This window comes from Acinetobacter sp. CAU_H_S139_7, assembly GCF_058599305.1.
Window position 1 is genome coordinate 2,837,039 of record NZ_CM178651.1, and the last position, 26,250, is coordinate 2,863,288.

Below are 26,250 nucleotides of genomic sequence, written 5' to 3' on the forward strand. Positions count from 1 at the left end.
ACCAACTATAATAGGTAGTGGTTTAATGAAAACTCTCAGCGCTAAGCCTGCTGAAGTTCAACACGACTGGTACGTTGTTGATGCTTCTGGCAAAACTTTAGGTCGCCTTGCGACTGAAATCGCTCGTCGTCTACGTGGTAAGCACAAGACTTCTTATACTCCTCACGTTGACACTGGCGATTATATCGTTGTAATCAATGCTGAAGAAATTCAAGTGACTGGTAAAAAAGCGCTTGATAAAAAATACTATCGCCACACTGGCTTCCCTGGTGGTATCCGTGAGACTAACTTTGAAAAGTTAATTGCTCACAAACCTGAAGCAGTTTTAGAAAAAGCTGTTAAAGGTATGTTACCAAAAGGTCCTCTTGGTTATGCAATGATCAAGAAAATGAAAGTGTATGCAGGTACAGAGCATCCACACGCTGCTCAACAGCCACAAGTTTTGGACATCTAAGGGATACAGCACATGGCTACTAATTATGGTACAGGTCGCCGTAAGACCGCAACTGCACGTGTTTTCTTGTCAGCTGGTACAGGCAAGCTCGTAATTAACAACCGTACTCTTGAGCAATACTTCGGTCGTGAAACTGCTCGTATGGTTGTTCGTCAACCTTTAGAGCTTCTCGAAGTTACTGAAAAGTATGACCTTTACATCACTGTTGCTGGTGGTGGTATCGGTGGTCAAGCTGGCGCTATCCGTCACGGTATTACTCGTGCGTTGATCGCTTCTGACGAAACACTTAAACCTGCTCTTCGTCAAGCTGGTTTCGTTACTCGTGATGCTCGTGAAGTTGAACGTAAGAAACTTGGTTTACGTAAAGCTCGTAAACGTCCTCAATTCTCTAAACGTTAATTCGTTTACCGAATCGGACAAAAAAGCCTTGGTTTATCCAAGGCTTTTTTTATGCGTGATTTTCAAGTTTTAAGTCTATGCTTCCTGCTTTATTCGTACTACATGCCTGTAGTTGTATATTCCAGCTTATTTTGAAAATTGATGATCTTTGGGAAGTGGTGCATTACACGGCTCGTCGGTTTTCTCATCGACCATTTTCACAGGTCCATCATTATAAACAGTGACCTTACAGCCTTTTACTCTATATTCTTGCTGAATGCCGCCATACATCTCATCCTCAGATACAGAAGTAGCGACATCACAGGCTTCATCGGCAATACAAGCTGCATATTCAGCAGTCTGCTGCGCTACATCTACGTGTTCGGCTGCATCTTGAATTTGAGCATAACTACTTGAGATAGAAGTCATTAATATAATAACTGCGATCGATTGGGTGATTCTGAGCCTAAGCAGCATGGTTCTATCCTTATTTTTGATTTCTTCCAAGTTGTTCGATTGTATAAGCATATTAAAGTTAAGATGATTTTATTGGCTATTTTTAGTATTCTAACCGATTCACTTCACCTAGTTTCTTGAAATATGTCTGTCGAAACTACTCCGCTTCAAGGAATTACGCTGTATAGCCATGCAGATGATTTTCGCTCCCATTGGATTCGTTATGTACTTGCAGAGAAGCAAATCAAATACCATTTGGTTTTAAGTGATGCAGATGATGAAGATCTCGCCAGCTTAAACCCTTATAATCAGCTGCCGATGTTGATTGAAAATGATTTAAAACTATTTAATGCCAATATCATCTCTGAATATTTAGACGATCGTTATCGTCAAAACAAGCTCTATGCCGACGCACCTATGCCTCGTGCGGAACAGCGTCAGTATATTTGGCGCTTTGAACAAGATTGGTTAAAGCTTGCCGATATGATGTTACGCCATCCAGATACACTCGATGAACAAGCAAAACTGAAAGCACAAAAAAAACTGAAAGACACACTCATTTCCCTGACACCATTGTTTCAGCATTTCCCCTATTTCATGTCGGAAAGCTTTAGCATTTTAGATTGCATGCTTGCGCCTATCTTTCTACGCTTAAACAGCATGGGCGTACATTTACCCAAACAGCAATGCCGCCCAATCTATTTATATTGTCAACGTATTTTTAGTCGTCCTGCATTTTTAAAGTCTTTAACTTTGCAGGAGAAAAACCATTATCAATCTGAATTTAAACAGCCGTAGAGAACATTATGTCTGATCAAGAATTAAACCTTACGCCGACTCGTCCATATTTAGCTCGCGCCATTTATGAATGGATTTGTGATAACCAATTGACACCGCACTTATTGGTCGATGCAACCCAACCAAATACCCTCGTTCCTGAACAGTTTATTCAAGATGGACAAATTGTCTTAAACATCGTCCCTCATGCAGTGCATGCGCTACATATGAGCAACGATGCGATTACCTTCTCTGCTCGTTTTGGTGGGGTATCTCGTGATATTTATGTCCCACTTAATGCTGTGATTGGCATTTATGCCCGTGAAAATGGACAAGGCTTATTCTTCGATCCAAGTGAGTATGACAATCATACCCAAAGTGAGCAAAATGCTTTAAAATCAGACAATGAAGAAAAAACTGAACCCGCTAAGAAAAAACCAAGTTTAAGGTTATTAGATTAATAAAATGGAGTAATTATATGGCTTTTGATTTAGTACAATATTTTGCAGAGCAGATTAAAATTCAAAAGCCTGAGCTTCTGAGTCAATATTCAGATGAGGAGCGACTTCAATATCTTTCTGAGGCCAACACTCTCTCGCTTGGAAAACTCATCACTTTGATGCGTCAAGATGGCACCAAGCTCTATCAAGAGATTCAGACTCAAGATCACCTGTATATTCAAGAACTTGCAAGGCATCTCACCACGTCTCCGCAAAATGAATCACAGTTAGCGAAGGCAGACTTAGAACATAGCTTGACTACCATGTTGAGTCTGCAGTTTGCTGAACTCAAACAACTTGATGTCACGGGAAACTTTGGCGAACATGGAATTCGTGAGCTGCTTGTCGGTCAAATCGAGCACCTCTCTGGTCTGGCTGATGACTGGGTTTGGACAACAAGTGAGCTAACAGAACTGATTGGCTCTAAACCAAAGCCTGAAGAAGAGCTATCATTAGAAGAGACGATGAAGGAGTTTAATCAAATGGTAAATCAACACGCAACAGACCACTCAGATCAGCTACACACACAGGTAGTAGAGCAAAATCCAACGCCAACATGGGCAAAACTGATTGAGCCTGCTGTGGCTATTGTTATTTTATGGGGACTTTATTGCGCAGCAAGTCAAATGTTTGTCTAATTCCCAAGGGATGCACTCATTTTGCGCATCCCTTTATTTTTTAATGAAAAATAATTATATATTTCATCTTTAAAAATCAAAAAAATCGATTTCTTTTTTGCTTTTATTTGTCCAAATGGTAAAAGTTACATTTTGTTACAATAGCAAATAAATTAAACACTTTTTCAAATAACAATAAACTTTCTCACACTCCTTTTTAAAATACGCAAACCTAATCACAGAATCTGTAGCAAAAACTGACTAAAAGCCTCGGGTTTAATCGTACATTTATTCATCTTTTTTTGTTACATTTATTTATATTGATAATTTTTTCACACCGTCCATATAATTAAATCGAATTGTGAAACAACAAGTTAAAAGGATTTTAAAACTTATAAAATTAAAGAGAAAAACTATGGCTAAAGTGTCATTGGAAGCATTAGCAAATATCGATGGATTCTATGCAGCAGCATTGGTCGATGGGGAAAGCGGTTTAGCCCTAGCAACTCAAGGCGGTGGAAGCATCGATTTAGAACTCGCGGCGGCAGGTAATACTGAAGTCGTTCGCTCAAAACGACGTGTTGCACAAGCATTAAACTTAAATGACTCAATTGAAGATATTTTAATTACGCTGGGTAAGCAGTATCATCTTATTCGTCCTTTAGAAGGCAATGACAAAATTTTCTTATATCTTGTCCTTGAACGCTCTAAAGCAAATCTTGCCATGGCTCGCCATGAACTCAAAGGATATGAAAAAGGCCTAGATTTTTCTTAATTTGAATTGCCCCTTTCTCATCCTTTTGGGAAAGGGGTTGTATGCGTTGTCCTCTTCAACCTAATTAAATTAAAGAAACACTATGAATAAGCAATATATTAATATTGCGATTACCGGCCTGAGTTCAAACCATTCTGACGAACTTAAAACACAGCTACGTAATCTCATTCCTCAAGAGTATAAAATTAACTGGAGCTCCGCTGCTGACCCAACTATTGATTGTTTATTTATCCATGAAAGTTTTTATGAAACCGAAGGGATCCAAAAGATCATTCGAAGTCGTCAGTTCCCATGGCTAAAAATTTCTAAGCAAACCCATAACGAAAACCGACTCCACGAAAACACAATTTCTTTACCAATTACACATCTTGAAAGCTTCTCGAATTGGATTATTCAACATCTACTACATCCCTCTTTTGAGAATCAACAAATCCTTCCTATCGAAACTCAGAATAAAAAAACACCCTATAAATTAGAATATTTCAGCAAAATGCTGGATACCGAACGCAACTCAAAGCTACATCTTTTTGATACTTTGGGCACCATTGCCATTATTGATATTCAGAAAAATATCGCTTGGCTCAATACAGAGCGAGAACAAGCCTTTACAGATTCTGGTTTTGATTATGACATTGCTAGCACCAGTAACTTCATGAAAGTCTCACGTAAGCAACCCCATATACTTAGCGACTGGCTATGGCAGTTTTTTTGGGATTCACCCATATTTTTGAAAGAAATTGCACCTGAAGATGGGCATTTTAAGATCCATATGTGGCCTAAGCCAGCAAGCAATGTGGACAGGAAAACCATTTTTCAACTTTCCAGCTGCTTTATTCAAGGTGGTAAAATTTCAAAAATTGCAACGCAGTTGAATCTCCCTATTGAAACTGTGCAGCGCTTTATTGCAGCCAATATCGCGACCCATAATCTCTCAAAAATCAATATTTGGGATAAACACTTTAACCCACCAGAAATGCCTCAAGTTACAGAAGAAGCAGGATTAATTAAAAGCTTTTTTGGAAAACTAAGAAAAAAACTAGGTATATAGGATAATAATATGATTTTACAACGCTTTAAAATTGTTTTTGCCGGTGGTATGGGCGCGGGTAAAACGGAGGCGATTCGATCACTCTCAGAGATTCCCGTACTGCAAACGGAGGCTTTCAATACAGACGCACAGCGCCATACTAAATTAGAAACCACCGTTGGTATTGATTATGGTGAAATCACGCTTGATGAAAACCTGACCATTGGGCTCTATGGTACACCTGGGCAAAGCCGCTTCGACTTTATTTGGTCTGCCATTACCAAAGGTGCTATTGGTGCGGTGATTTTGATTGACCATCATTCAGACAACCCTATTCAAGAATTAGAAAGCTATCTGGAAACCTTCCAAAACTTTACCGACAATATTGCAATCGGCATTACACATACCGATCTTCTTTCTGAGTCAACCAAATCAACCACTATCTATAAAGACTGGTTATTACAAAATGACCTCTTTTCTCCACTCTTCTTTATCGACGCAAGAAAGAAAGATGACGTTCTATTATTATTAGAAGCGCTCATTACATCCATTGAGATCAACTCAAATATTGCCAATTAACCCTTAACGAGGTTCTATATGTTTACTTTAGCGCAAAGCCGCACAGCACCAAAAGAGTTAATTGATTTTGCAAAAAATGAGATTCAAGATGTTCTCATGAATGTCCGCAGTGTCAATTATGTCATGCTATGTAGCACAGATGGCTTCGAGTTAGCCCATGTTTATAAGAGAGATGGTTATAACAGTACTAAACTTGCAGCAGTTAGTAGCTCGATTTTAGCTGTGGTTGCAGCCTTTATGAATGAAATTCATCTCGAAGGTTGTCAATCAATTACTTTGGATGCAGACAATGGTAAAGCCATTTTAACCTCGATCCCTTCTTCAAATCACCCAATGATTATCGTAACCTTGACTGAAAAAGATGTACTCTTAGGGCAGCTACTCTATACCCTAAAAAATGCAAGCAACAAAATTATGCAATACTGATATTCTGATAAATGATAGATATTTCACATAATTTTCATTTATATAAATGTATTTTTGTATAATTTAGCGTGTATTCTCCGCTCTAATTCTCTTCTTACCCACTTAATAATTCTTTATTTAAATTATTGAATATATGTTGCATAAAAAAATCCCCCTCAGCGATTAGCGGAGGGGGATTTAGAATTAATGAGCTGGCGATGACTTACTCTCACATGGATAACTCCACACTACCATCAGCGCTAAGAGGTTTCACTTCTGAGTTCGGGAAGGGATCAGGTGGTTCACTCTTGCTATTGTCGCCAGCACAACTGTTTATGACTATTCGTTGGGTCTAACCTCAGAGCAGTGCTCTTCGTGCCTAACTTTCATCAAATGAGTTATTAACAGGTATATTTGAGTTGGATATTTTATCTAGCTTTATAACTAAATCAAGTTGTTTGCAGTGATTTGAACCACAACACCAACTGTTTGGGTGTTGTATAGTCAAGCCTCACGAGCAATTAGTATTGGTCAGCTTCACATATCACTATGCTTCCACATCCAACCTATCAACGTCGTAGTCTTCAACGGCTCTTTAGAGGACATAAAGTCCTAGGGAAATCTTATCTTGAGGTAGGCTTCCCGCTTAGATGCTTTCAGCGGTTATCCCTTCCGAACATAGCTACCCGGCGATGCGACTGGCGTCACAACCGGTACACCAGAGGTTCGTCCACTCTGGTCCTCTCGTACTAGGAGCAGATCCTCTCAAATTTCCAACGCCCACGGTAGATAGGGACCGAACTGTCTCACGACGTTCTAAACCCAGCTCGCGTACCTCTTTAAATGGCGAACAGCCATACCCTTGGGACCTGCTTCAGCCCCAGGATGAGATGAGCCGACATCGAGGTGCCAAACACCGCCGTCGATATGAACTCTTGGGCGGTATCAGCCTGTTATCCCCAGAGTACCTTTTATCCGTTGAGCGATGGCCCTTCCATACAGAACCACCGGATCACTAAGACCTACTTTCGTACCTGCTCGACTTGTGGGTCTCGCAGTTAAGCGCGCTTTTGCCTTTATACTCTACGCGTGATTTCCGACCACGCTGAGCGCACCTTCGTACTCCTCCGTTACTCTTTAGGAGGAGACCGCCCCAGTCAAACTACCCACCAGACATGGTCCTCGTCCCGGATAACGGGACAGAGTTAGAACCTCAATATTACCAGGGTGGTATTTCAAGATTGGCTCCACCGAAACTAGCGTCTCGGTTTCAAAGCCTCCCACCTATCCTACACAAGTAAGATCAAAGTTCAATGTCAAGCTGCAGTAAAGGTTCACGGGGTCTTTCCGTCTAGCCGCGGGTACACCGCATCTTCACGGCGAATTCGATTTCACTGAGTCTCTGCTGGAGACAGCGCCCCCATCATTATGCCATTCGTGCAGGTCGGAACTTACCCGACAAGGAATTTCGCTACCTTAGGACCGTTATAGTTACGGCCGCCGTTTACTGGGGCTTCGATCAAGAGCTTCGCTTACGCTAACCCCATCAATTAACCTTCCAGCACCGGGCAGGCATCACACCCTATACGTCCACTTTCGTGTTTGCAGAGTGCTATGTTTTTAATAAACAGTTGCAGGGGCCTGGTTTCTGTGGCTGCCAATAGCTCAAGGAGTAAATCCTATCACCGTCGGCAGCGTACCTTCTCCCGAAGTTACGGTACCATTTTGCCTAGTTCCTTCAGCAGAGTTCTCTCAAGCGCTTTGGTCTACTCGACCTGACCACCTGTGTCGGTTTCGGGTACGATTCCTATGTAACTGAAGCTTAGAGACTTTTCCTGGAAGCATGGTATCAGCCACTTCACTGTACAAGTACAGCTTGCTATCAGTTCTCAGCATAGAGTACCCCGGATTTGCCTAAGATACATGCCTACAACCTTCCACCTGGACAACCAACGCCAGGCTGACTTAACCTTCTCCGTCCTCTCATCGCATTACATAGAAGTATTGGAATATTAACCAATTTCCCATCGACTACGCCTCTCGGCCTCGCCTTAGGGGTCGACTCACCCAGCCCCGATTAACGTTGGACTGGAACCCTTGGTCTTTCAGCGTGCGAGTTTTTCACTCGCATTGTCGTTACTCACGTCAGCATTCGCACTTCTGATACCTCCAGCATACTTCTCAATACACCTTCATCGGCTTACAGAACGCTCCCCTACCACTTGCAATAAATTGCAAATCCGCAGCTTCGGCATATAGTTTTAGCCCCGTTACATCTTCCGCGCAGGCCGACTCGACTAGTGAGCTATTACGCTTTCTTTAAAGGGTGGCTGCTTCTAAGCCAACCTCCTAGCTGTCTATGCCTTCCCACATCGTTTCCCACTTAACTATAATTTTGGGGCCTTAGCTGGCGGTCTGGATTGTTTTCCTCTTGACTACGGACGTTAGCACCCGCAGTCTGTCTCCCGGATAGTACTCATTGGTATTCGGAGTTTGCATCGGTTTGGTAAGTCGGGATGACCCCCTAGCCGAAACAGTGCTCTACCCCCAATGGTATTCGTCCGAGGCGCTACCTAAATAGCTTTCGGGGAGAACCAGCTATCACCGAGTTTGATTAGCCTTTCACCCCTATCCACAAGTCATCCCCTGGCTTTTCAACGACAGTGGGTTCGGTCCTCCAGTTAGTGTTACCCAACCTTCAACCTGCTCATGGATAGATCACCCGGTTTCGGGTCTACACCCAGCAACTAAACGCCCTATTAAGACTCGATTTCTCTACGGCTCCCCTATGCGGTTAACCTCGCTACTGAATGTAAGTCGCTGACCCATTATACAAAAGGTACGCAGTCACCGAACAAGTCGGCTCCCACTGCTTGTATGCATGCGGTTTCAGGATCTATTTCACTCCCCTCACAGGGGTTCTTTTCGCCTTTCCCTCACGGTACTGGTTCACTATCGGTCAGTCAGGAGTATTTAGCCTTGGAGGATGGTCCCCCCATATTCAGACAAGGTTTCACGTGCCCCGCCCTACTCGACATCATCATATCAGCCCTTTCGTGTACAGGACTATCACCCACTATGGTTGCACTTCCCAGAGCATTCCACTAAAACTGATATGACTTAATGGGCTTTTCCCCGTTCGCTCGCCGCTACTGAGGGAATCTCAATTGATTTCTTTTCCTAAGGGTACTGAGATGTTTCACTTCCCCTCGTTCGCCTCGTATGACTATGTATTCATCATACGATACCTGCCTTATGACAGGTGGGTTTCCCCATTCAGAAATCTCCGGATCACAGGATATTTGCCGCCTCCCCGGAGCTTATCGCAGGCTATTACGTCTTTCATCGCCTCTGACTGCCAAGGCATCCACCACATGCACTTAATTACTTGACTATACAACCCCAAACAGTCGTTAATCCCTACAAGTAGGATTAAGACAGTCTATGATGATTTCTCATCACTTCCTTACAGTTTGTTGCTCTGTGTACTTAAACACTGTACAGCTTCAATTCAATTCACATACCAAAACGCTTGATTCAGTTAATTTCGCTAGTAACTCATTTCTTCAACCTTCATCAATCAGTAATAAATCACTGTTAATGTCGATCTTAAAAACGAGTATGAACAAATTATTTCAACTCAAATATATTCTGTTAATGATTTTTCCAGCCTTCGTCAGGTCAGGAAACTGTGATAAATCACAGAAGTTAATAAGTTATCTACTTACTAATTTCTGTAATCCAACCTATCTGCGCGAAGCATAGCTTCTTGCTTAAATTTCAAGGAAAAGCATGCTTTTCTTGTCTTGAAATTTGGTGGAGACTAGGAGAGTCGAACTCCTGACCTCCTGCGTGCAAAGCAGGCGCTCTACCAACTAAGCTAAGTCCCCAGCTTATCAATAAGTCAATGTCTCTGTTTTTCTGTATTCAGCATTTAATAATGCTTGTTAGTCAGATTTGGTGGGTCTGACAAGACTTGAACTTGTGACCCCACGCTTATCAAGCGTGTGCTCTAACCAACTGAGCTACAGACCCTCAGATACATCGTCATGAAGAACAACTTGTTGTGGATTCTTACCAATCGTCAATCTTTCGTTAAGGAGGTGATCCAGCCGCAGGTTCCCCTACGGCTACCTTGTTACGACTTCACCCCAGTCATCGGCCACACCGTGGTAAGCGTCCTCCTTGCGGTTAGACTACCTACTTCTGGTGCAACAAATTCCCATGGTGTGACGGGCGGTGTGTACAAGGCCCGGGAACGTATTCACCGCGGCATTCTGATCCGCGATTACTAGCGATTCCGACTTCATGGAGTCGAGTTGCAGACTCCAATCCGGACTACGATCGGCTTTTTGAGATTAGCATCCTATCGCTAGGTAGCAACCCTTTGTACCGACCATTGTAGCACGTGTGTAGCCCTGGTCGTAAGGGCCATGATGACTTGACGTCGTCCCCGCCTTCCTCCAGTTTGTCACTGGCAGTATCCTTAAAGTTCCCGGCTTAACCCGCTGGCAAATAAGGAAAAGGGTTGCGCTCGTTGCGGGACTTAACCCAACATCTCACGACACGAGCTGACGACAGCCATGCAGCACCTGTATGTAAGTTCCCGAAGGCACCAATCCATCTCTGGAAAGTTCTTACTATGTCAAGACCAGGTAAGGTTCTTCGCGTTGCATCGAATTAAACCACATGCTCCACCGCTTGTGCGGGCCCCCGTCAATTCATTTGAGTTTTAGTCTTGCGACCGTACTCCCCAGGCGGTCTACTTATCGCGTTAGCTGCGCCACTAAAGCCTCAAAGGCCCCAACGGCTAGTAGACATCGTTTACGGCATGGACTACCAGGGTATCTAATCCTGTTTGCTCCCCATGCTTTCGTACCTCAGCGTCAGTATTAGGCCAGATGGCTGCCTTCGCCATCGGTATTCCTCCAGATCTCTACGCATTTCACCGCTACACCTGGAATTCTACCATCCTCTCCCATACTCTAGCTTCCCAGTATCGAATGCAATTCCTAAGTTAAGCTCAGGGATTTCACATCCGACTTAAGAAGCCGCCTACGCACGCTTTACGCCCAGTAAATCCGATTAACGCTCGCACCCTCTGTATTACCGCGGCTGCTGGCACAGAGTTAGCCGGTGCTTATTCTGCGAGTAACGTCCACTATCCTAGAGTATTAATCTAAGTAGCCTCCTCCTCGCTTAAAGTGCTTTACAACCAAAAGGCCTTCTTCACACACGCGGCATGGCTGGATCAGGCTTTCGCCCATTGTCCAATATTCCCCACTGCTGCCTCCCGTAGGAGTCTGGGCCGTGTCTCAGTCCCAGTGTGGCGGATCATCCTCTCAGACCCGCTACAGATCGTCGCCTTGGTAGGCCTTTACCCCACCAACTAGCTAATCTGACTTAGGCTCATCTATTAGCGCAAGGTCCGAAGATCCCCTGCTTTCCCCCGTAGGGCGTATGCGGTATTAGCATTCCTTTCGGAATGTTGTCCCCCACTAATAGGCAGATTCCTAAGCATTACTCACCCGTCCGCCGCTAGGTCAGGTAGCAAGCTACCTTTCCCCGCTCGACTTGCATGTGTTAAGCCTGCCGCCAGCGTTCAATCTGAGCCATGATCAAACTCTTCAGTTAAAAATCATTAGTAGCTTATGGCTACAAATCTTGGCTCATCAATTTTCTGACAAATATTTCTCAAATAAACTTCGAGTAATTTTTACCATTCAATCAATGAAATATTTTCGATCGATCAATCAGTAAAAATCCACACAAGTTGTTCTTCATAATCTCTTAATGATCTTCTTACTGATTCGTCATCAGCAAGCTAGGTCGGCCATACTACTCTCTTTCAAGAAGAAGTCAACTGGTTTTGTTAATTATTTTTAAACTTATTCAAGACTTCCAGATTCTACCGCTTGGGCTAAATCCTTGTTTCTCAACAAGTTTTAATCAACATCACCGCCGATGGATGTGCATTCTACAGCATTTCCAAACCAACACAACCCCCTTTTCTCAATTATTTATAAAAAAACTTCCACTTGTTTATTTATTCAGCAAAATGTCGCTTTTTTACTAACATTTCTTAAAATTTGATTTAACAATGAGCAATAAAGAGCTGTTAAGATAGTTAAAAGATTATTTTTTTAATTCACCTGCTGATTATAAAGTTCCGGAACTCTTTTATATGCAACACATTCGCCACTTATGTGCTGGTCTACTCTTTGTAGGCTTTACAACATTTGCATTTGCTGAAGATGTAGCGCCTACAGCTGCCAGCGAAATAGATACCAGTGCTGATCCGCAAACAGCTCAATCTTCTTCGCTTAAAGAATTAAAGAATATTAAAGCAAAAGATTTAAAAGTAGATGCCAATGCAGCACAACCTGATAATGTAAAAGATCCGCTTCAACCTTTGAATAGACAAATTTTTGCCGTCAATGATGCTTTAGACCGTGCGATCGTTCGCCCAATTGCGGTGGAATATAAAGAAAAGATCCCTTCTCCGATTCGTGACTCTTATAGTGGCTTTCGTAAAAACCTCGGTGAACCTTGGAATGCAGTGAACCAACTTATACAAGGTCGTCCCGGCCGTGCCGCAAAAACTTTAGGTCGATTTACCATTAATACGGTAACTACTTTAGGTTTTGCAGATCCTGCTTCGCGCTTGGGTTTAGAAACTGAAGATGAAAACTTTGGTACGACTCTTGGCTATTGGGGGGTTCCATCTGGCCCATACCTAGTACTTCCTGTTTTTGGGCCAAGTACTTTCCGTGATGGTTTTGGCTTGGTTGTTGATGGCTATGCGCGCCCACAAAGATACATATTAGAAGATGAAGAAGTCCTGTATTGGGCCGAACAGACTTTACGTGGTATTGATGTGCGATCACAACTGATTGATATTGAGGGTGCGATTCAAGGCGACAAATATTCCTCAATTCGTGATATTTATTTACAACGTAAAAACTTCATTATTGCTGAGAAAAAAGGCCAAGAAGCTGAAGGAATGTTCATTGATGAGGTCGGTGATGATGATTCTTCTAGCTCTCCATCAACCAATGAATCGCATCAAATGTTAGATACGGAATAACAATGTATTGCAGCTAGAGTTGAATTTTTTTTCTCTAGCTGTAATTTGCTTGTTATAGTAAAGCAATAGCTTAATGCTAAGGATAAGCCATTTTTTTTATGTATTTCATTCAACCTTCTCGCCATATTCCATATTTAGAACAGGTGCTAGACACACTACCAAGTGTGCAAATGATTCGCATAGAAGACATTGATCTTTATGACCCGACTATTATTGCTATTGCCGATATCCAAGATTATTTAGATTATAAATGGACACTTCCCACCATTGTCCTTGCCTTTGAAAATGAAGGTAGTGCTTTAGCCCAAGCTTGGGAACTCGGTGCTTTAGCAGGTTGGATGTGGAATAAACTCCCCAGCAATCCTCAACAATCCTTGCTCAAAATTGATGCACAATATAAACGTAATCAAGATAGTCGAGATCTGCCTTCCGCAGCAGAGTTACAAAAGCGACTTTTACCAAATCCTATAGAACTCCAAAATTACACCGTTGAAACATTTTTTCAGCCTTCTGCTTATTTGTCTGGAGACTGGTTTGATTATTGGAAAATTAGCGATAAAGAAGTGATGTTCTATTTGGCTGATGTATCCGGTCACGGGGTCACCAGCAGCTTACTAACCTCTTGGATGGCGGCTTTTCATGGTCGTGCCAAAACACCACGTGAACTCATTAAGAAACTTAATGGCATGTTGGTTCAGGAGAATATTGAAAAGCACATCACCATGATTGCAGGGATTTTAAATCTCGAAACACATCAACTTCGTTGGTCGAGTGCAGGACATTACCCCCCCGCAATTATCTTTGAACCAAATCAAGCTCCCAAAATATTACATACCAGTAGTTTTCCTTTGGGCCTTACTGAAGAGCTAGAAGTTGAAGAGCATGAATGTGTCCTCAACCGCCATGCCCGCTTCATTATTTGCTCCGATGGCGCACTCGAACCCTTCAATGGTGGACTGAATGATCAGTTCACACAATTGGTTTATCATTTGCAAAATCAATCCTTTGAAGCACCAGAACATGTTGCAGACGATATTACCATTTTAAGTTTACGTCGAATGAATTAATCAAATTATCAATAACTTATTACAATATCCTATCTTCTAAGACTGTTAGATACTTGAGTAAGTATTTGCCCTATGGGATAATTTCCTATCCTTCTCTGCAAATGGCATTTATATGTCAACAGGTCATGTTGAATATGCAAGCTTGAATGGAACGCATATTTTTAAGCTTATTGGCGAAGTGCGTGCCCAATCTTGTATCAGTCTAGACAAACTTTTAAACCGTATTGAACAACAGTCAAATGTTGTTGGTGCAATCGTAGATTTAACCCAAACTACATTCATCGACAGCACTGTGTTAGGCATTTTGGCAAAGTTAGGCTTAAAGCTTAAACAGATCCATAATATCCAAGCTGTCATGTTGTCCACCAACTCTGATATCACTACCTTAGCCAACAGTATGGGGCTAGGGCAGGTTTTTGTGATTTTAAACTACTGTGGCGATCCAAACGTTTGTACCCTCGAACTGATGGAAGAACACATTACGCATCGTAATATGTTAAACACCGTACTAGATGCGCATAAGACTTTGATGGAACTGAATCAAAGTAATCAAAATATGTTTGAACCTTTGGTCAAACAGTTGCAAAAAGAACAAGACAGCCTCGATCAAGTGTCACAGCAACAAAACGCATAACAACAATTTTTGTAGGCCCATTTATGACTTTACTTTCTGTTGTACAGATGAACTCTCAAAATGACATTGAAGCAAACTTTCTTGTCATTGAGTCTCTCATTCAACAGAGTAAAGCTAATGGTGCTGAACTTATTGTGTTTCCCGAAAACTTCGTTTGTTTTGCTGCAGGCAAACAACGTGAGACCGCAGCACAGTTTGAAGACATTCAAAAGCGTTTAGAAAATCTTGCTCATCAATATCAGATCTGGATCGTCGCGGGTACTCTCCCATGCCCGTTCCGTCCAGATGGTTCTGTTATTGAAGATGGTCGTGTTCGTACAGTTAGTCTTTGCATCAGCCCTGAACGGACCGAAGCACGTTATGACAAAATTCATTTGTTTGACGTACAAGTTGGCGATGCTGTGGGTGGCTACCAAGAATCTAAGTTTTTTGAACCTGGTACAGATGTCGTTGTGGCAAAAACACCTTTTGGTAATATTGGCTTAATGGTTTGCTATGACTTACGCTTTCCTGAACTGGCTTTAACTTTACGCGCGCGTGGTGCAAATATTTTGACTGCTCCTGCTGCATTTACCTACACCACTGGGCAAATGCACTGGCAGTTATTATTACAAGCCCGTGCGATGGATAGCCAAAGCATCGTGTTAGGCGCAGCGCAACAAGGTTGGCATGGTGAAAAGAGACAAACTTGGGGACATGCAGCAGCAACCAATAGCCGTGGTCAAGTTTTGGATTTGATTCTTAACCCAGGCGCGCAGTTGATTACTGTACCTTTTGACTTGGCGGAACAAGCTCAAATCCGTGAAAGCATGCCGTTAATGCAACACCGAAAATTAGTGCAATTTTAATCAAGCCGCGATCATTTAAAATAACGTCAGTCTTCGCACAAAAACTTCATATTGATTTGCTGCTCTTGCATTGAGTAGCTCTAGCTCTCATAAAATACATGACTCTATTTATCTTTAAAAATTAATAATCCCTCGAATCCCTCTCAGTTTTCATTCACATCGACAAGCCCCGATTGCAAATGTTAAAAAAACAATAATAGGATTCTATACCATTGATTTTTAATTAACTAAACCCTCAATTTAAACGCAAGCATACTCTGTATAAATTTACAAAAACACTGCTTATTCTTTATGCAATTTAGGACAGGATAAGAACTCAAATAGAATATTCAGGGAATCACAATGTCTTTAGAAAAAGTAGTTTATACAGCACATGCTAAAGCGACAGGTGGCCGTGATGGTCGCGCAACCTCTTCTGATGGAATTTTAGATGTAAAACTCACCGTTCCTAAAGAAATGGGCGGCGCAGGTGGTGGAACGAACCCTGAACAGCTTTTTGCCGCAGGTTATTCTGCATGTTTTCTAGGTGCAATGAAGTTTGTTGCTAACCGTGACCAATTAAAAATTACACCTGATGTTTATATCGAAGGTGATGTAGGTATTGGCCCTATTCCAACAGGTTTTGGTATTCAAGTGACCTTGAACATTCATTTAGAAGGTTTAGAGCAAGCAGAAGCGCAAAAATTAGTGGATGCAGCACATATTGTTTGCCCTTATTCAAATGCAACACGTGGCAATATTGATGTGACATTGAATGTGATTGTTTGATTTTTAAATGAACATCCACCTAAAAATAAAGACTAATTTTTAGGTGGATTTAATTTATTCAAATATTCTATATTGACTTAAACAATGTAGTAAAACATCTAAAATGAAACGTGACAAATCAAATGATGAAACTTTTCTTCAACTGACTAATATTGCAAATAATTTTAAATCGACCGAAGAAAATTATCTCCTTTCCTATCCTTATTTTTTAAATTACTTCCAAAATTTAGAATCTATCAATTTAGAGAATTTGGTAATCGGAATAAGTTTTACTTATTCTTGGATGCCCACGATCCTAAAAGCGCTAAATCTTAAAAATACAGAAGAAGTTCTCTTCATCTTAAATGAAGTCAAAAAAGGCAAACTTATCGATGAACAACAACTTACAACGCTAAAAAATACCTTTAACAATTCACTTGTTGGTACATCAAAACTCTTACATTTTATAAACCCAAGGCAATATGCGATTTGGGACAGCCGTGTTTTTAGATTTCTAAACAATGTAGAACCACATAAATACAGATTAGAAAAGCCCAAAGCTTATATTGAGTATTTAAAGCTGATCGAAGAGCTAAAAAATGAAAAAGCCTTCACAACATTTTTTGAGTTAATGAAACACAAAGTTGGTTATGACATTACGGAATATAGAGCTTTGGAACTTGCATTTTTTAAAGGCACTCAGTTTCAAAATAAATGAGCCCCTCTAAAATTGGATTTTTTAAATTTAATCTTTAGCTTTACTCATTACTCAGCCGCTTCATTGGTCACACGCAATACTTCTTCCAGTGTGGTTTTCCCCGCCAAAACTTTACGCAAACCATCATCACGAATAGAGCCTGAGTGTTGTCGGGCATAACTTTCTAATTCATATTCAGCGGCATTGCCATGAACTAAACGGCGCATCTGATCGTCCACAGCGACAATTTCATAAATCGCCGTCCGCCCCGTAAAACCCGTATGTGAACAACGTTCACAGCCATTCGGTTGAGGTAACTGAAGTTCTGATTTTGGGCTCAAATGCTGAAATAGTTGTGTTTCAAAAGTATCGGCTTCATGCCATGTCACACAATGGCTACATAAGGTTCGCACTAAACGCTGTGCAATGACACCAATCAAAGAACTCGACAACAAAAACGGCTCAATGCCCATATCTTTTAAACGGGTCACCGCACCAATGGCCGTATTGGTATGCAGTGTAGATAAGACCAAATGCCCTGTGAGGGATGCTTGGACCGCAATTTCAGCCGTTTCCAAGTCACGGATTTCACCGACCATCACCACATCTGGGTCTTGACGCAGCATGGCCTTTAAGGCTCTCGCAAAAGTCATATCGACTTTGGTGTTGACTTGCGTCTGTCCAATTCCTTCCAGTTGATATTCAATCGGGTCTTCTGCGGTCAAAATATTTTTCGAACCGTCATTAAGGTCTGAAAGTGCTGCATAAAGTGTCGTGGTTTTACCCGAACCTGTCGGTCCTGTGACCAAAATAATCCCGTGTGGACGATGCACTAATTGAGTCAAGCGTTCATAGTCAGGTTTCAATAAGCCCAAATGGGTCATGTTCAAACGACCGGCTTGTTTATCTAATAAACGCATCACCACACGTTCGCCATGTGATGAGGGCAAAGTCGATACACGTACATCTACTTCACGCCCAGCCAAACGCAGTGAAATACGCCCGTCTTGCGGAATCCGTTTTTCTGCAATATCCAATTTTGCCATGACTTTAATACGAGACACCAACAGCGGTGCTAGTTCACGGCGTGGCTGCACAATTTCACGTAATTGCCCATCGACACGTAAACGCACCGATAGTTTCTTTTCAAAGGCTTCAATATGAATATCAGATGCGCCAACACGAATGGCTTCAGACAATAACGCATTAATCAAACGAACAATTGGAGCATCATCTTCTTGATCCATCAGATCTTCAGCTTCAGGCACTTGGTCAGCTAAACTGAGTAAATCGGGATGATCTTCTAAACCTGCTGCCACTTGTTGTGATTCGCCACTGTCCCCTGCATAGCTACTGCTTAAAAGCTGGTGAAATTCTTCATCACTACACAGTTGATGTTGTGCTGCCACACCTAAAAAACGACGTGCCTCTTGCAAAGCCAACAACGGCGTACTTTCACGGCGCACAATAAAGGCTTGATCGCCTTCGTAACGCAACAGCACGCCATGACGCTTCGCAAAACTATAGGGAATTTGTAATTGTTTAAGCACTTGCATCTTAAAATTATAATAATGATGAAAAATATTATTTTGAGTGTACTCTAAGCATATGACAGCGTGAAGTCTGTTTTTCACTGATTTGCAATATAAGGAAATGTGCTGTTGCCTAATATGAATGAACTGTTTGAATCGGATAGCCCCAATTTAAAATGGTGGGGGGAATACAACTTTGAGTTGAATCAAGCTCGTGCGTGGCAGTTCGGCTCATTACTTTTTCGCCTCACCCGCGGTCTACAAGAATGGCGTTTAGAGTTTCATCGTCCTCAAGTTCAGTATGACTATGAGCAAAAATGGCATGCGATAGAAGATCCACATTTTGCCTTTCCACACCCCGTTGAAATTAAACGCTACATGTTTAAAAACACTCACCATACGATCCAACTGATGCCACGTTTGGCCGATCGTTCAGTGGTGATTAAACCTGTCGATCCGATTTATATTCCAGCAGGTCAGCGCGGGACGTTGTATATCAGCACTCCGTTATGGATTTCGGGTTTTATTGAAGGTCAGCGCGATCCCTTATTTGATATTCCTGTGATTTTACCCAAAGAAACTTGGTTTGGGCCAAACCACCGTACAGGTGAAATTGCCTACGCTACGGCTGTCGATGGTCGAACTGAATTGCATCAACTCAAACCACGTGCATTTCGTGCAGTGACGCCCATTGAGTTCCACAACACCAGCCATTTACAACTGCGTTTTGACCGCATGAACGTACCTGTTTCAGCCCTGCCTTTATTTTATAGTGAAAGTACGGGACGACTTTGGACATCGCAAATTAAAGTCTTACATGAAGGCGCCGATCGGCCACCGCGAATCCGTATCGAGAACCGTACGCCTCCGCATGCAGGCAAAGTGATTTATGTGCATCCACCGCGCTCTTCGGCGAGCGCATTATTTAATATGTTTGATTCATTCTTCTAAGGGGGACAGATGCCAAACTCAAATATTCCCCAAGAAATTACCAGTAGCCTAAAAGGCATTTTTACCAACATCAATACAGAACGATTAACAGAAATCTTAATTGCCTTAGTGCTGTGTTTTGTTGGTTTTCTCTTGGCACGTCTGGTTTCAAATACATTTATCCGAACCATTGGCACCAAGTTTAACGCCCACCAACGGTTGGTCTGGCGTCGTGGTATTTTTTACTTTATTTTCCTAATTTTTGTGATGGCTAGCCTCAAAGAAGCTGGTTTTAAACTCAGTGTGTTTTTAGGCGCAGCAGGTATTTTGACGGTTGCTTTGGGTTTTGCCTCACAAACCTCTGCATCCAACTTAATCAGTGGATTATTCCTGATTGGTGAAGGTTCTTTTGAAATTGGCGACACCATTTCAATCACCCTTATACGTGGCAATACCATTGAAGGTGAAGTTATTTCAATTGACCTCCTCTCGGTTAAGTTACTCACTCAGGACAACATTTATGTACGACTGCCGAATGAACAACTGATTCGAGCACCTGTTCATAACCTCTCTAAGTTTCCAATACGGCGTATTCCAATCACCCTAGCCATTAACTTTCATGAGAACATCATTAAAGTACGCGAGGTGCTGATTGATGTGGCTAATAAATATCCTTTGGTGCTTGCAGACCCTAAACCTGCCGTCACCGTCACCGCCTTTCGTGAGTCCTCGATTGAATTATTATTTGCCGTATGGTGTCAGCAAGAACACTTTTTGCAAGTGCGTGATGAAATGCAGGAACGTATTCGTAATGGTTTCTTAGATAACCAAATCGAAATTCCTGTGCCGAAAATGGGCTTTGTCGATCATCCGCTTTCGCGTCCTTTATCCAATGAAGAAATTGATCAATATGCCAATGCACAAGCCTTGAAACGAGAACCGAACATCAAATAAATCTCTTCAGCTCCTTATGATCCATGCAGACATAAGGAGCTGAACTTGTTTAATTGGTCTTTTCCTCAAGTTCCGGCATCGGCGCAATATACGCAATCACCAACATCACCAAACCCGCGCCTAAAAATGAAATCACGCGGGTGAGTGTCCCAATGTGAGATAAGTCAAACAAGACCAATTTCAGCGTCACAAGAACTAAAATACACCCACCAAAAATCCACAATGAACGCAAGTTGCGTTTGGTTGCCGTCAGCATGCAAATGAAAGCCAAACTGACCCAAAGCAAAGTAAAGCTCAGTTGCACCAAGGCATTTTCCCACATTTCCCAGTCATTATAGGGTGTGAGGAAATAGACATGCAGCGCACGTAGCACCACATAACTACTGAGCCAAAGTAGACTCGACATCATCAAAATAGCACCCAGACTTTTTTCCAAACCCGCTTTCATTTGTAAATTCAGCATCCAAATGACACCAATCAGCATTGCAATACTGACCAAGTCGAATGGATTGAAAATGGGTAACCTGTACCCTGCAAAAGCTTGTTGGCTAAAGATCTGAGAACACACGATCCAAAACAACATGAGCACTAAGGTATTGCGTGCTTGCCAAAACTGTCTCCATCGCGTTTGAGTCGGTTGTGTGTAGCACCATGCAGCAAAGGCCAGCGGTAAAATGACCATGCTCAAATACGGCATACTTGGAATGAGAGTTAAGCTGGTGAGCGCCAAACTCAGTAAAGCCCCCAAACTCACCCACTCCTGCTCATCCGCTACACCCTGTAACGGGCGCAACCACAGCAACGTGAGTAATCCACTTGTTAAAGCAAAGAATAGGCGGTCTAAACCAGACGACCACATAATGATGCCATCATGGCTCAAGCCCACCAAGAAAATGAAGGCAACGGCATAGAGCGGAATCAAACCAATCCATTTGGGTAATAGCCATGACCAACTGGCTTTGCGGTAGAGCAACCATTCATTTAGCACCGTATATAAAAGCACAATGATCAGCAGCGCCATCGTTACCTGACTTTTACTGTCGATTTCATCCAAAAGTAAAATAAACAACATGCTGGTTGCTGAAAGCAGTTGTAAGCAAAAAAAGGCAATGGTGGCAAAAGACAACTGTTGTCTAAAGCGCTCTACACTGTTGGCAACGGCAACCACAGCAAAATAACTCAGACACAGCGCCCAATAGACTTCCGTTGGAAAACGATTGAGCTCCACCACATAGTACAGACTTGAGAGCCCTGCCACGGCCAGTAAGCCCATCGCCAAATAACGACTCAGGGCGGAATTTCGATATAAGGCATACATAAAGATCAGTGCACCCTCAATACTCCAACCCACCACCCCCCACTGATCAGGCAGTAAAATAGGGGGAATCAGCGCCAAGAAGACCAAAGTCAGACTGAGATAACTTTGCGCAATCAGCTCAACGCTATGGGCTCTTTTTAGCAGTTGATAAAGCATGGCATAGAGCGCTGCAAAGCCCAGACTAAAGCCTGCCTGCCAAATCGTTTCCTCAAAATACATCACATACAAAAAAGCAAAAGCAACAATAGGGGCAGCAAAAATCAAAGCCACATCCAAGATCGGTTTTAACTTAAACTGAGTTAAATCCTCACGCGCCAACAGTTGACTATAACGAAAACTCAACCAAATAAAGACCGTACTATGTGCCAAAACCAACACGGCTAGCATGTCTCGCTCTGACGCTTTACCCTGGTAAAAGGCATAAGCGCCGCCTACGACCACCGTCATTAAAAAAGCAATTTGGTTAAGGACTTTCCACGGCCTGAACGTGCTTAAAACAGCAACCGCAATATTGATGACCAAATAGTAGGCCACCAGTTCTATCGCAGTGGCATTCCGTACAGGCAAAGTAAAAGGTGCCAAATAAGCAATGATCAGTGCCATCAACGCCAGCTCAATCGACTGTTGTTTTAAACTGAGCCAAAGTGTAACCGCCATCACCACCACAAAGCACAGGCTCGCAATCGCTAAACTTGCAATCACACCGTTGTAGTAAGCAAAAAACAAAGTCAAAAATAAACCTGACAGTCCAAGTGCTTCCAAAGCCAAAGCAAAACTGCGGTTCTTTTGTAGGAGTGCGCAACCAAAGACCACAACACCTACACTTACAGCAGCAACGAGGCTAAGCTTTACCGCGAGACTCAACTGCCAATGTTCGGTGGCAAAGCGTAATAATAAAATAAGCCCAATCAGCAGTATCACAATCGCAACTTTTAAGACAGGATTGCCCTGCCAAAGCCAGCGTTTCACTTGCTCACTGAGACTTAAATTATCTGTGTTGTTTAGAATAGTGGGTAACGAGGGAGAATTTTCAGATTCTGGGAATCGGTCAGATATCACCTGATGTGGCTGTGCTTGCACGGATAACAATAGATATTCTAAACGACGCAACCATCGAAAGAAAAAGAACAACCAACCACTGATCCCCAATCCAATGAGCCCACCCCATTGCCCCACCATGCCGACTAAAATGACGAAAGCAGCAAGGTAAAGCGGCACTTTTGACGTTGGCTGGAAAGTAATGTCCCGTTGTTCCGCCAAGGTCGTACTGGGGTGTTCAATGCTATCAACATAGTGCATGACACTCATGATCAAAGCGATTCCACACAATGCACTCAACAGCGGTACGGCCAGAAACCATGCTGCAATAGCAACAATCGTGAGCCCCATTAACCACATCATGCGAATTTCACGCTGTCCAGTTTGCATCCGTTCTCGATCTCTTTTTCTCATCTTCAAATAATACATCAGCTTGTAGTACATCTTTAAGCGCATAACCGTAACCATCTATGCCAATCGGTACATCAATACACTTTGTTCTGCGTCAAAATCACGTACAATAAACGGGTTATTTGGATAAGGAATCTTGCAATGCCACCATTTGTCTTGGTCGATGGCTCATACTTTTTATTTCGTGCTTTTCATGCTTTGCCACCGCTCACCACGTCAACTGGCTTACATACCAATGCAATTCGTGGGGCAATTTCTGCCATCCAAAAACTGATGCGTCGTACCCAGCCAACACATATGGCAGTCATTTTTGATACACCAGAACCAACTTTTCGTCATGTGCTGTCGCCGATTTATAAAGGTGACCGCCCAAGTATGCCTGAGGAATTATCAGAGCAAATTCCATATTTGCATGCCTTAATTCGTGCTTTGGGTATCCCCTTATACATGCTCCCAGGTGCAGAAGCAGATGACATCATCGGGACTTTAGCCAAACGTGCGGAAGCCGCGGGACAGCAAGTGCTGATTTCCACAGGCGATAAAGACATGGCACAGTTGGTGACAGATAAAGTCACCTTAGAAGACAGCTTTAAAGACAAGCCGATGGATGTAAATGGCGTGTTTGAAAAGTTTGGGGTGTGGCCAAACCAAATTATTGACTATCTGACTTTAATGGGCGATGCCTCTGACGGCATTATGGGTGTTCCGGGTGTTGGTGCAAAAACTGCGGCAAAACTGTTAACAGAATACGGCTCGATTGGTGGCATCTTAGAGAATGTCGATCAAATTAAAGGCAAAGTCGGTCAAAACATCAAAGAACATGCCGATGGAATTGCTCTCGATCATCAACTGGCAAGTATTGTCTGCGACTTAGAGACAGGACTGACCTTTGACGATCTCAAACTCCAAGATCCGAATACCGAAGCCTTGCGTTCACTGTATACAGAACTTGAATTCCGTCAACAGTTGCAATCGCTTGATCATCCAAACAATCCCAATAGTGCAACCTACAAACAAGCGACGCAACACATTGCTAAATCAGCGCAGTCTGAAACCGTCATCAATACAGAAGATCAAGCCGTTCAAAGCAGTGTCGATGACCAACTGGGTCAAGCGAATTACCATACTGTGCTCGGTGCAGAACAGTGGACTCAATTATTCAAACGTTTAAGTACAGAAAAACGTTTTGCCTTTGATACTGAAACCACCAGTTTAGACTATCGTGTAGCGCAAATTGTTGGTTTTTCGGTCGCGTTCGATGCGCAAGATGCGTATTACGTTCCACTTGCGCATGATTATGAAAATGCACCTGAACAACTAAATCGTGAACAGATCTTGGCGCAAATCAAACCTATTTTAGAAGATGAGTCGGTTCAAAAAATTGGTCATCATTTGAAATATGATGCACATGTCTTGGAAAATCATGGTATTGAACTCAAAGGTTGGTATTTCGATACCATGTTGGCATCTTATGTACTCAATGCTGTAGCAACGCGTCACGGGATGGATGATGTTTCACGCCTCTACCTCAGCCACTTAACCACGACCTTTGAACAGGTGGCGGGTAAAGGCGCAAAACAAAAAACATTTAACCAAATTGAGATCGAAACCGCCGCGCACTATGCCGCTGAAGATGCCCATGTAACCTATCGCCTGTTTGAAGTTCTCGATGCCAAACTGCAAAAGCACCCTGAACTGGTCAATATTTTACACAATGTCGAAATGCCAGTTGCCCGTGTCCTGACCATCATGGAAGAAAACGGCATTGAGCTCGACTTAAGCTTCCTTGACCAACTCGGTGTTGAGTTTGCCAATACCATGGCCAATCTTGAAAGCCAGATTACCGAACTGGCGGGACAAAGTTTCAATGTCAGCTCTCCGAAGCAAGTCGGTGAAATTCTGTTTGATAAACTCGGACTTAAGGGCGGCAAAAAAACCGCAACAGGTCAGTACAGTACCTCTGAAAGTGTTTTAGAAAAAATTGACCACCCAATTACCGAGCTAATTTTAGACTATCGCGGTTTATCGAAACTAAAAAGCACCTATACCGATGGCTTATTAAAACAAGCCAACAGCGATACTCATCGTGTGCATACCAGCTACCACCAAGCACTGACCGCAACTGGTCGTCTATCTTCGACCGACCCCAACTTACAGAACATTCCTGTACGTGAGGAAATTGGCCGTCAAATTCGTAAAGCCTTTATTGCACCACAAGGTCGCGTGCTCTTGGCAGCCGATTATTCACAAATTGAACTGCGTTTAATGGCGCATTTCTCACAAGATGAAGCCTTGGTCGATGCCTTTAATCATGGGCAAGATGTACACCGTCGTACAGCGGCTGAAGTCTTAGGTGTCGCACTTGAAGATGTCACGTCAGACCAACGTCGTCAGGCCAAAGCCGTCAATTTCGGTCTACTCTACGGCATGTCTGAGTTTGGCTTAACCCGTCAACTCGGTTTTAGCCGTGAAGAATCGCGTGGCTATATTGCGAAATACTTCCAGCGTTATCCGGGCGTGCTCGACTATATGGAACGTACCCGTCAAATTGCACGTGAACAAGGTTTTGTCGAAACCATTTTGGGCCGTCGATTGTATACGCCCGATATTATGGCAAGCAATAAAATGATCAAACAAGCGGCCGAACGTGCCGCAATTAATGCACCGCTGCAAGGTTCTGCTGCGGACATTATTAAAATGGCGATGATTGCTGTTGATCAAATGCTGCCTAAAGATCAAGCCAAAATGCTACTACAAGTACACGATGAATTGGTTTTTGAAGTCGATGAAAGTATTGCGGATGAACTGGCTTCGAAACTGGCAGACGTGATGCAGTCTGTTTTGCAGATTTCTGTGCCATTGTTGGTTGAAGTCGGCAAAGGTCGAAACTGGGATGAAGCCCACTAAAACATTTGAGCCTTTCTCCTAGGAGAAAGGCTGGTATGGAGGTCATTTGCTTCCTAGAAGAAATATCAACGTCTTCACCTGAAAATTTCAACCACAAAAAAAGGACTCACAA

General features: G+C 42.7%; 21 protein-coding genes, 2 tRNA genes and 3 rRNA genes. 18 read left to right on the forward strand and 8 right to left on the reverse strand.

Annotated features, from left to right (window positions below; translation table 11 throughout):
• The first annotated feature begins 25 nt into the window (after positions 1–25).
• Both rplM and rpsI read left to right on the forward strand, forming a co-directional pair.
• Entirely contained in the window at positions 26–454 is a 429-nt protein-coding gene (gene rplM / locus AC4MC0_RS13840; protein WP_004695096.1) for a 50S ribosomal protein L13, read from the forward strand.
• Positions 455–466: 12 nt separating this feature from the next.
• Positions 467–853 carry a 30S ribosomal protein S9 gene (rpsI, locus tag AC4MC0_RS13845; protein WP_004695095.1) on the forward strand — a complete coding sequence of 129 codons (387 nt, stop codon included), beginning with the start codon at positions 467–469 and terminating at the stop codon, positions 851–853.
• Between the two features lie 126 nt (positions 854–979).
• On the opposite strand, the gene AC4MC0_RS13850 is transcribed toward rpsI, so the two are convergent.
• Positions 980–1,261, reverse strand: coding sequence for a hypothetical protein (locus AC4MC0_RS13850; RefSeq protein WP_155115823.1), 282 nt, complete (start codon positions 1,259–1,261; stop codon positions 980–982).
• 171 nt (positions 1,262–1,432) lie between these two features.
• Here AC4MC0_RS13850 and AC4MC0_RS13855 point away from each other — a divergent pair, with 171 nt between their 5' ends.
• From AC4MC0_RS13855 to AC4MC0_RS13885, 7 genes are all read left to right on the forward strand, one after another.
• Complete coding sequence (locus AC4MC0_RS13855; protein ID WP_004695093.1) at positions 1,433–2,086, forward strand: glutathione S-transferase N-terminal domain-containing protein; 654 nt, start codon at positions 1,433–1,435, stop codon at positions 2,084–2,086.
• Between the two features lie 8 nt (positions 2,087–2,094).
• Entirely contained in the window at positions 2,095–2,526 is a 432-nt protein-coding gene (locus AC4MC0_RS13860) for a ClpXP protease specificity-enhancing factor (RefSeq protein WP_005400226.1), read from the forward strand.
• Between the two features lie 17 nt (positions 2,527–2,543).
• A complete protein-coding gene (locus AC4MC0_RS13865; RefSeq protein WP_335998867.1) occupies positions 2,544–3,203 on the forward strand; it encodes a hypothetical protein in 660 nt (219 codons plus the stop codon).
• A 394-nt stretch (positions 3,204–3,597) separates the two neighbouring features.
• Positions 3,598–3,957: a hypothetical protein gene (locus AC4MC0_RS13870; RefSeq protein WP_004695079.1), complete on the forward strand. Its 360-nt coding sequence runs from the start codon at positions 3,598–3,600 to the stop codon at positions 3,955–3,957.
• Between the two features lie 82 nt (positions 3,958–4,039).
• Entirely contained in the window at positions 4,040–5,005 is a 966-nt protein-coding gene (locus AC4MC0_RS13875) for a hypothetical protein (protein ID WP_335998869.1), read from the forward strand.
• Between the two features lie 9 nt (positions 5,006–5,014).
• Entirely contained in the window at positions 5,015–5,563 is a 549-nt protein-coding gene (locus tag AC4MC0_RS13880) for a GTP-binding protein (protein ID WP_004695077.1), read from the forward strand.
• A gap of 18 nt (positions 5,564–5,581) precedes the next feature.
• Complete coding sequence (locus AC4MC0_RS13885) at positions 5,582–5,989, forward strand: roadblock/LC7 domain-containing protein (protein WP_335998872.1); 408 nt, start codon at positions 5,582–5,584, stop codon at positions 5,987–5,989.
• Between the two features lie 189 nt (positions 5,990–6,178).
• On the opposite strand, the gene rrf is transcribed toward AC4MC0_RS13885, so the two are convergent.
• From rrf to AC4MC0_RS13910, 5 genes are all read right to left on the reverse strand, one after another.
• Positions 6,179–6,293: ribosomal RNA gene (gene rrf / locus AC4MC0_RS13890) — 5S ribosomal RNA — on the reverse strand.
• A gap of 175 nt (positions 6,294–6,468) precedes the next feature.
• Positions 6,469–9,362 (reverse strand): 23S ribosomal RNA (locus tag AC4MC0_RS13895).
• 420 nt (positions 9,363–9,782) lie between these two features.
• Positions 9,783–9,858 (reverse strand) — tRNA-Ala (locus AC4MC0_RS13900).
• Positions 9,859–9,926: 68 nt separating this feature from the next.
• Positions 9,927–10,003 (reverse strand) — tRNA-Ile (locus AC4MC0_RS13905).
• A gap of 61 nt (positions 10,004–10,064) precedes the next feature.
• A 16S ribosomal RNA gene (locus AC4MC0_RS13910) occupies positions 10,065–11,602 on the reverse strand.
• Together the 16S, 23S and 5S rRNA genes with 2 tRNA genes alongside form the textbook arrangement of a ribosomal RNA operon.
• Positions 11,603–12,152: 550 nt before the next feature.
• On the opposite strand from AC4MC0_RS13910, the gene AC4MC0_RS13915 reads away from it, so the two are divergent.
• The 6 genes from AC4MC0_RS13915 (at position 12,153) to AC4MC0_RS13940 (ending at position 17,069) form a co-directional block, all read left to right on the forward strand.
• Complete coding sequence (locus AC4MC0_RS13915; RefSeq protein WP_125274109.1) at positions 12,153–13,055, forward strand: MlaA family lipoprotein; 903 nt, start codon at positions 12,153–12,155, stop codon at positions 13,053–13,055.
• Between the two features lie 98 nt (positions 13,056–13,153).
• Positions 13,154–14,122: an RsbU family protein phosphatase GigA gene (gene gigA / locus AC4MC0_RS13920; protein ID WP_336000129.1), complete on the forward strand. Its 969-nt coding sequence runs from the start codon at positions 13,154–13,156 to the stop codon at positions 14,120–14,122.
• A 112-nt stretch (positions 14,123–14,234) separates the two neighbouring features.
• On the forward strand, positions 14,235–14,756 hold the full coding sequence (gigB, locus tag AC4MC0_RS13925; protein ID WP_004692241.1) for an anti-anti-sigma factor GigB: 522 nt from the start codon (positions 14,235–14,237) through the stop codon (positions 14,754–14,756).
• 23 nt (positions 14,757–14,779) lie between these two features.
• Positions 14,780–15,604, forward strand: a complete 825-nt coding sequence (locus tag AC4MC0_RS13930; RefSeq protein WP_168159490.1) for a carbon-nitrogen hydrolase family protein — start codon at positions 14,780–14,782, stop codon at positions 15,602–15,604.
• A gap of 342 nt (positions 15,605–15,946) precedes the next feature.
• On the forward strand, positions 15,947–16,372 hold the full coding sequence (locus AC4MC0_RS13935; RefSeq protein WP_005400731.1) for an organic hydroperoxide resistance protein: 426 nt from the start codon (positions 15,947–15,949) through the stop codon (positions 16,370–16,372).
• Between the two features lie 103 nt (positions 16,373–16,475).
• Complete coding sequence (locus tag AC4MC0_RS13940; RefSeq protein ID WP_491887133.1) at positions 16,476–17,069, forward strand: hypothetical protein; 594 nt, start codon at positions 16,476–16,478, stop codon at positions 17,067–17,069.
• A 47-nt stretch (positions 17,070–17,116) separates the two neighbouring features.
• Here the strand turns inward: AC4MC0_RS13940 and gspE are convergent, their stop codons facing one another.
• Positions 17,117–18,604 (reverse strand): type II secretion system ATPase GspE, encoded by a 1,488-nt coding sequence (gene gspE, locus AC4MC0_RS13945; RefSeq protein ID WP_336000135.1) that lies wholly within the window; start codon positions 18,602–18,604, stop codon positions 17,117–17,119.
• Between the two features lie 114 nt (positions 18,605–18,718).
• Between gspE and AC4MC0_RS13950 the strand changes: the two genes are divergently transcribed.
• Together AC4MC0_RS13950 and AC4MC0_RS13955 are read left to right on the forward strand one after the other, a co-directional pair.
• Positions 18,719–19,531 carry a DUF432 domain-containing protein gene (locus AC4MC0_RS13950; protein WP_332477296.1) on the forward strand — a complete coding sequence of 271 codons (813 nt, stop codon included), beginning with the start codon at positions 18,719–18,721 and terminating at the stop codon, positions 19,529–19,531.
• Between the two features lie 9 nt (positions 19,532–19,540).
• The gene (locus tag AC4MC0_RS13955) at positions 19,541–20,464 is read left to right on the forward strand and encodes a mechanosensitive ion channel family protein (RefSeq protein WP_004692251.1); all 924 of its coding nucleotides are present in this window, start codon (positions 19,541–19,543) and stop codon (positions 20,462–20,464) included.
• 49 nt (positions 20,465–20,513) lie between these two features.
• Here AC4MC0_RS13955 and AC4MC0_RS13960 read toward each other — a convergent pair whose 3' ends face one another.
• Positions 20,514–23,210 (reverse strand): DUF2339 domain-containing protein, encoded by a 2,697-nt coding sequence (locus tag AC4MC0_RS13960; protein WP_336000138.1) that lies wholly within the window; start codon positions 23,208–23,210, stop codon positions 20,514–20,516.
• Positions 23,211–23,372: 162 nt separating this feature from the next.
• Here AC4MC0_RS13960 and polA point away from each other — a divergent pair, with 162 nt between their 5' ends.
• Positions 23,373–26,138 carry a DNA polymerase I gene (polA, locus tag AC4MC0_RS13965; RefSeq protein WP_336000140.1) on the forward strand — a complete coding sequence of 922 codons (2,766 nt, stop codon included), beginning with the start codon at positions 23,373–23,375 and terminating at the stop codon, positions 26,136–26,138.
• Positions 26,139–26,250: the final 112 nt, after the last annotated feature.

Coding starts and splice junctions, on each gene's coding strand:
- rplM (WP_004695096.1), top strand. CDS start 26: ATGAAAACTCTCAGCGCTAAGCCTGCTGAAGTTCAACACGACTGGTAC.
- rpsI (WP_004695095.1), top strand. CDS start 467: ATGGCTACTAATTATGGTACAGGTCGCCGTAAGACCGCAACTGCACGT.
- AC4MC0_RS13850 (WP_155115823.1), bottom strand. CDS start 1,261: ATGACTTCTATCTCAAGTAGTTATGCTCAAATTCAAGATGCAGCCGAA.
- AC4MC0_RS13855 (WP_004695093.1), top strand. CDS start 1,433: ATGTCTGTCGAAACTACTCCGCTTCAAGGAATTACGCTGTATAGCCAT.
- AC4MC0_RS13860 (WP_005400226.1), top strand. CDS start 2,095: ATGTCTGATCAAGAATTAAACCTTACGCCGACTCGTCCATATTTAGCT.
- AC4MC0_RS13865 (WP_335998867.1), top strand. CDS start 2,544: ATGGCTTTTGATTTAGTACAATATTTTGCAGAGCAGATTAAAATTCAA.
- AC4MC0_RS13870 (WP_004695079.1), top strand. CDS start 3,598: ATGGCTAAAGTGTCATTGGAAGCATTAGCAAATATCGATGGATTCTAT.
- AC4MC0_RS13875 (WP_335998869.1), top strand. CDS start 4,040: ATGAATAAGCAATATATTAATATTGCGATTACCGGCCTGAGTTCAAAC.
- AC4MC0_RS13880 (WP_004695077.1), top strand. CDS start 5,015: ATGATTTTACAACGCTTTAAAATTGTTTTTGCCGGTGGTATGGGCGCG.
- AC4MC0_RS13885 (WP_335998872.1), top strand. CDS start 5,582: ATGTTTACTTTAGCGCAAAGCCGCACAGCACCAAAAGAGTTAATTGAT.
- AC4MC0_RS13915 (WP_125274109.1), top strand. CDS start 12,153: ATGCAACACATTCGCCACTTATGTGCTGGTCTACTCTTTGTAGGCTTT.
- gigA (WP_336000129.1), top strand. CDS start 13,154: ATGTATTTCATTCAACCTTCTCGCCATATTCCATATTTAGAACAGGTG.
- gigB (WP_004692241.1), top strand. CDS start 14,235: ATGTCAACAGGTCATGTTGAATATGCAAGCTTGAATGGAACGCATATT.
- AC4MC0_RS13930 (WP_168159490.1), top strand. CDS start 14,780: ATGACTTTACTTTCTGTTGTACAGATGAACTCTCAAAATGACATTGAA.
- AC4MC0_RS13935 (WP_005400731.1), top strand. CDS start 15,947: ATGTCTTTAGAAAAAGTAGTTTATACAGCACATGCTAAAGCGACAGGT.
- AC4MC0_RS13940 (WP_491887133.1), top strand. CDS start 16,476: ATGAAACGTGACAAATCAAATGATGAAACTTTTCTTCAACTGACTAAT.
- gspE (WP_336000135.1), bottom strand. CDS start 18,604: ATGCAAGTGCTTAAACAATTACAAATTCCCTATAGTTTTGCGAAGCGT.
- AC4MC0_RS13950 (WP_332477296.1), top strand. CDS start 18,719: ATGAATGAACTGTTTGAATCGGATAGCCCCAATTTAAAATGGTGGGGG.
- AC4MC0_RS13955 (WP_004692251.1), top strand. CDS start 19,541: ATGCCAAACTCAAATATTCCCCAAGAAATTACCAGTAGCCTAAAAGGC.
- AC4MC0_RS13960 (WP_336000138.1), bottom strand. CDS start 23,210: ATGCAAACTGGACAGCGTGAAATTCGCATGATGTGGTTAATGGGGCTC.
- polA (WP_336000140.1), top strand. CDS start 23,373: ATGCCACCATTTGTCTTGGTCGATGGCTCATACTTTTTATTTCGTGCT.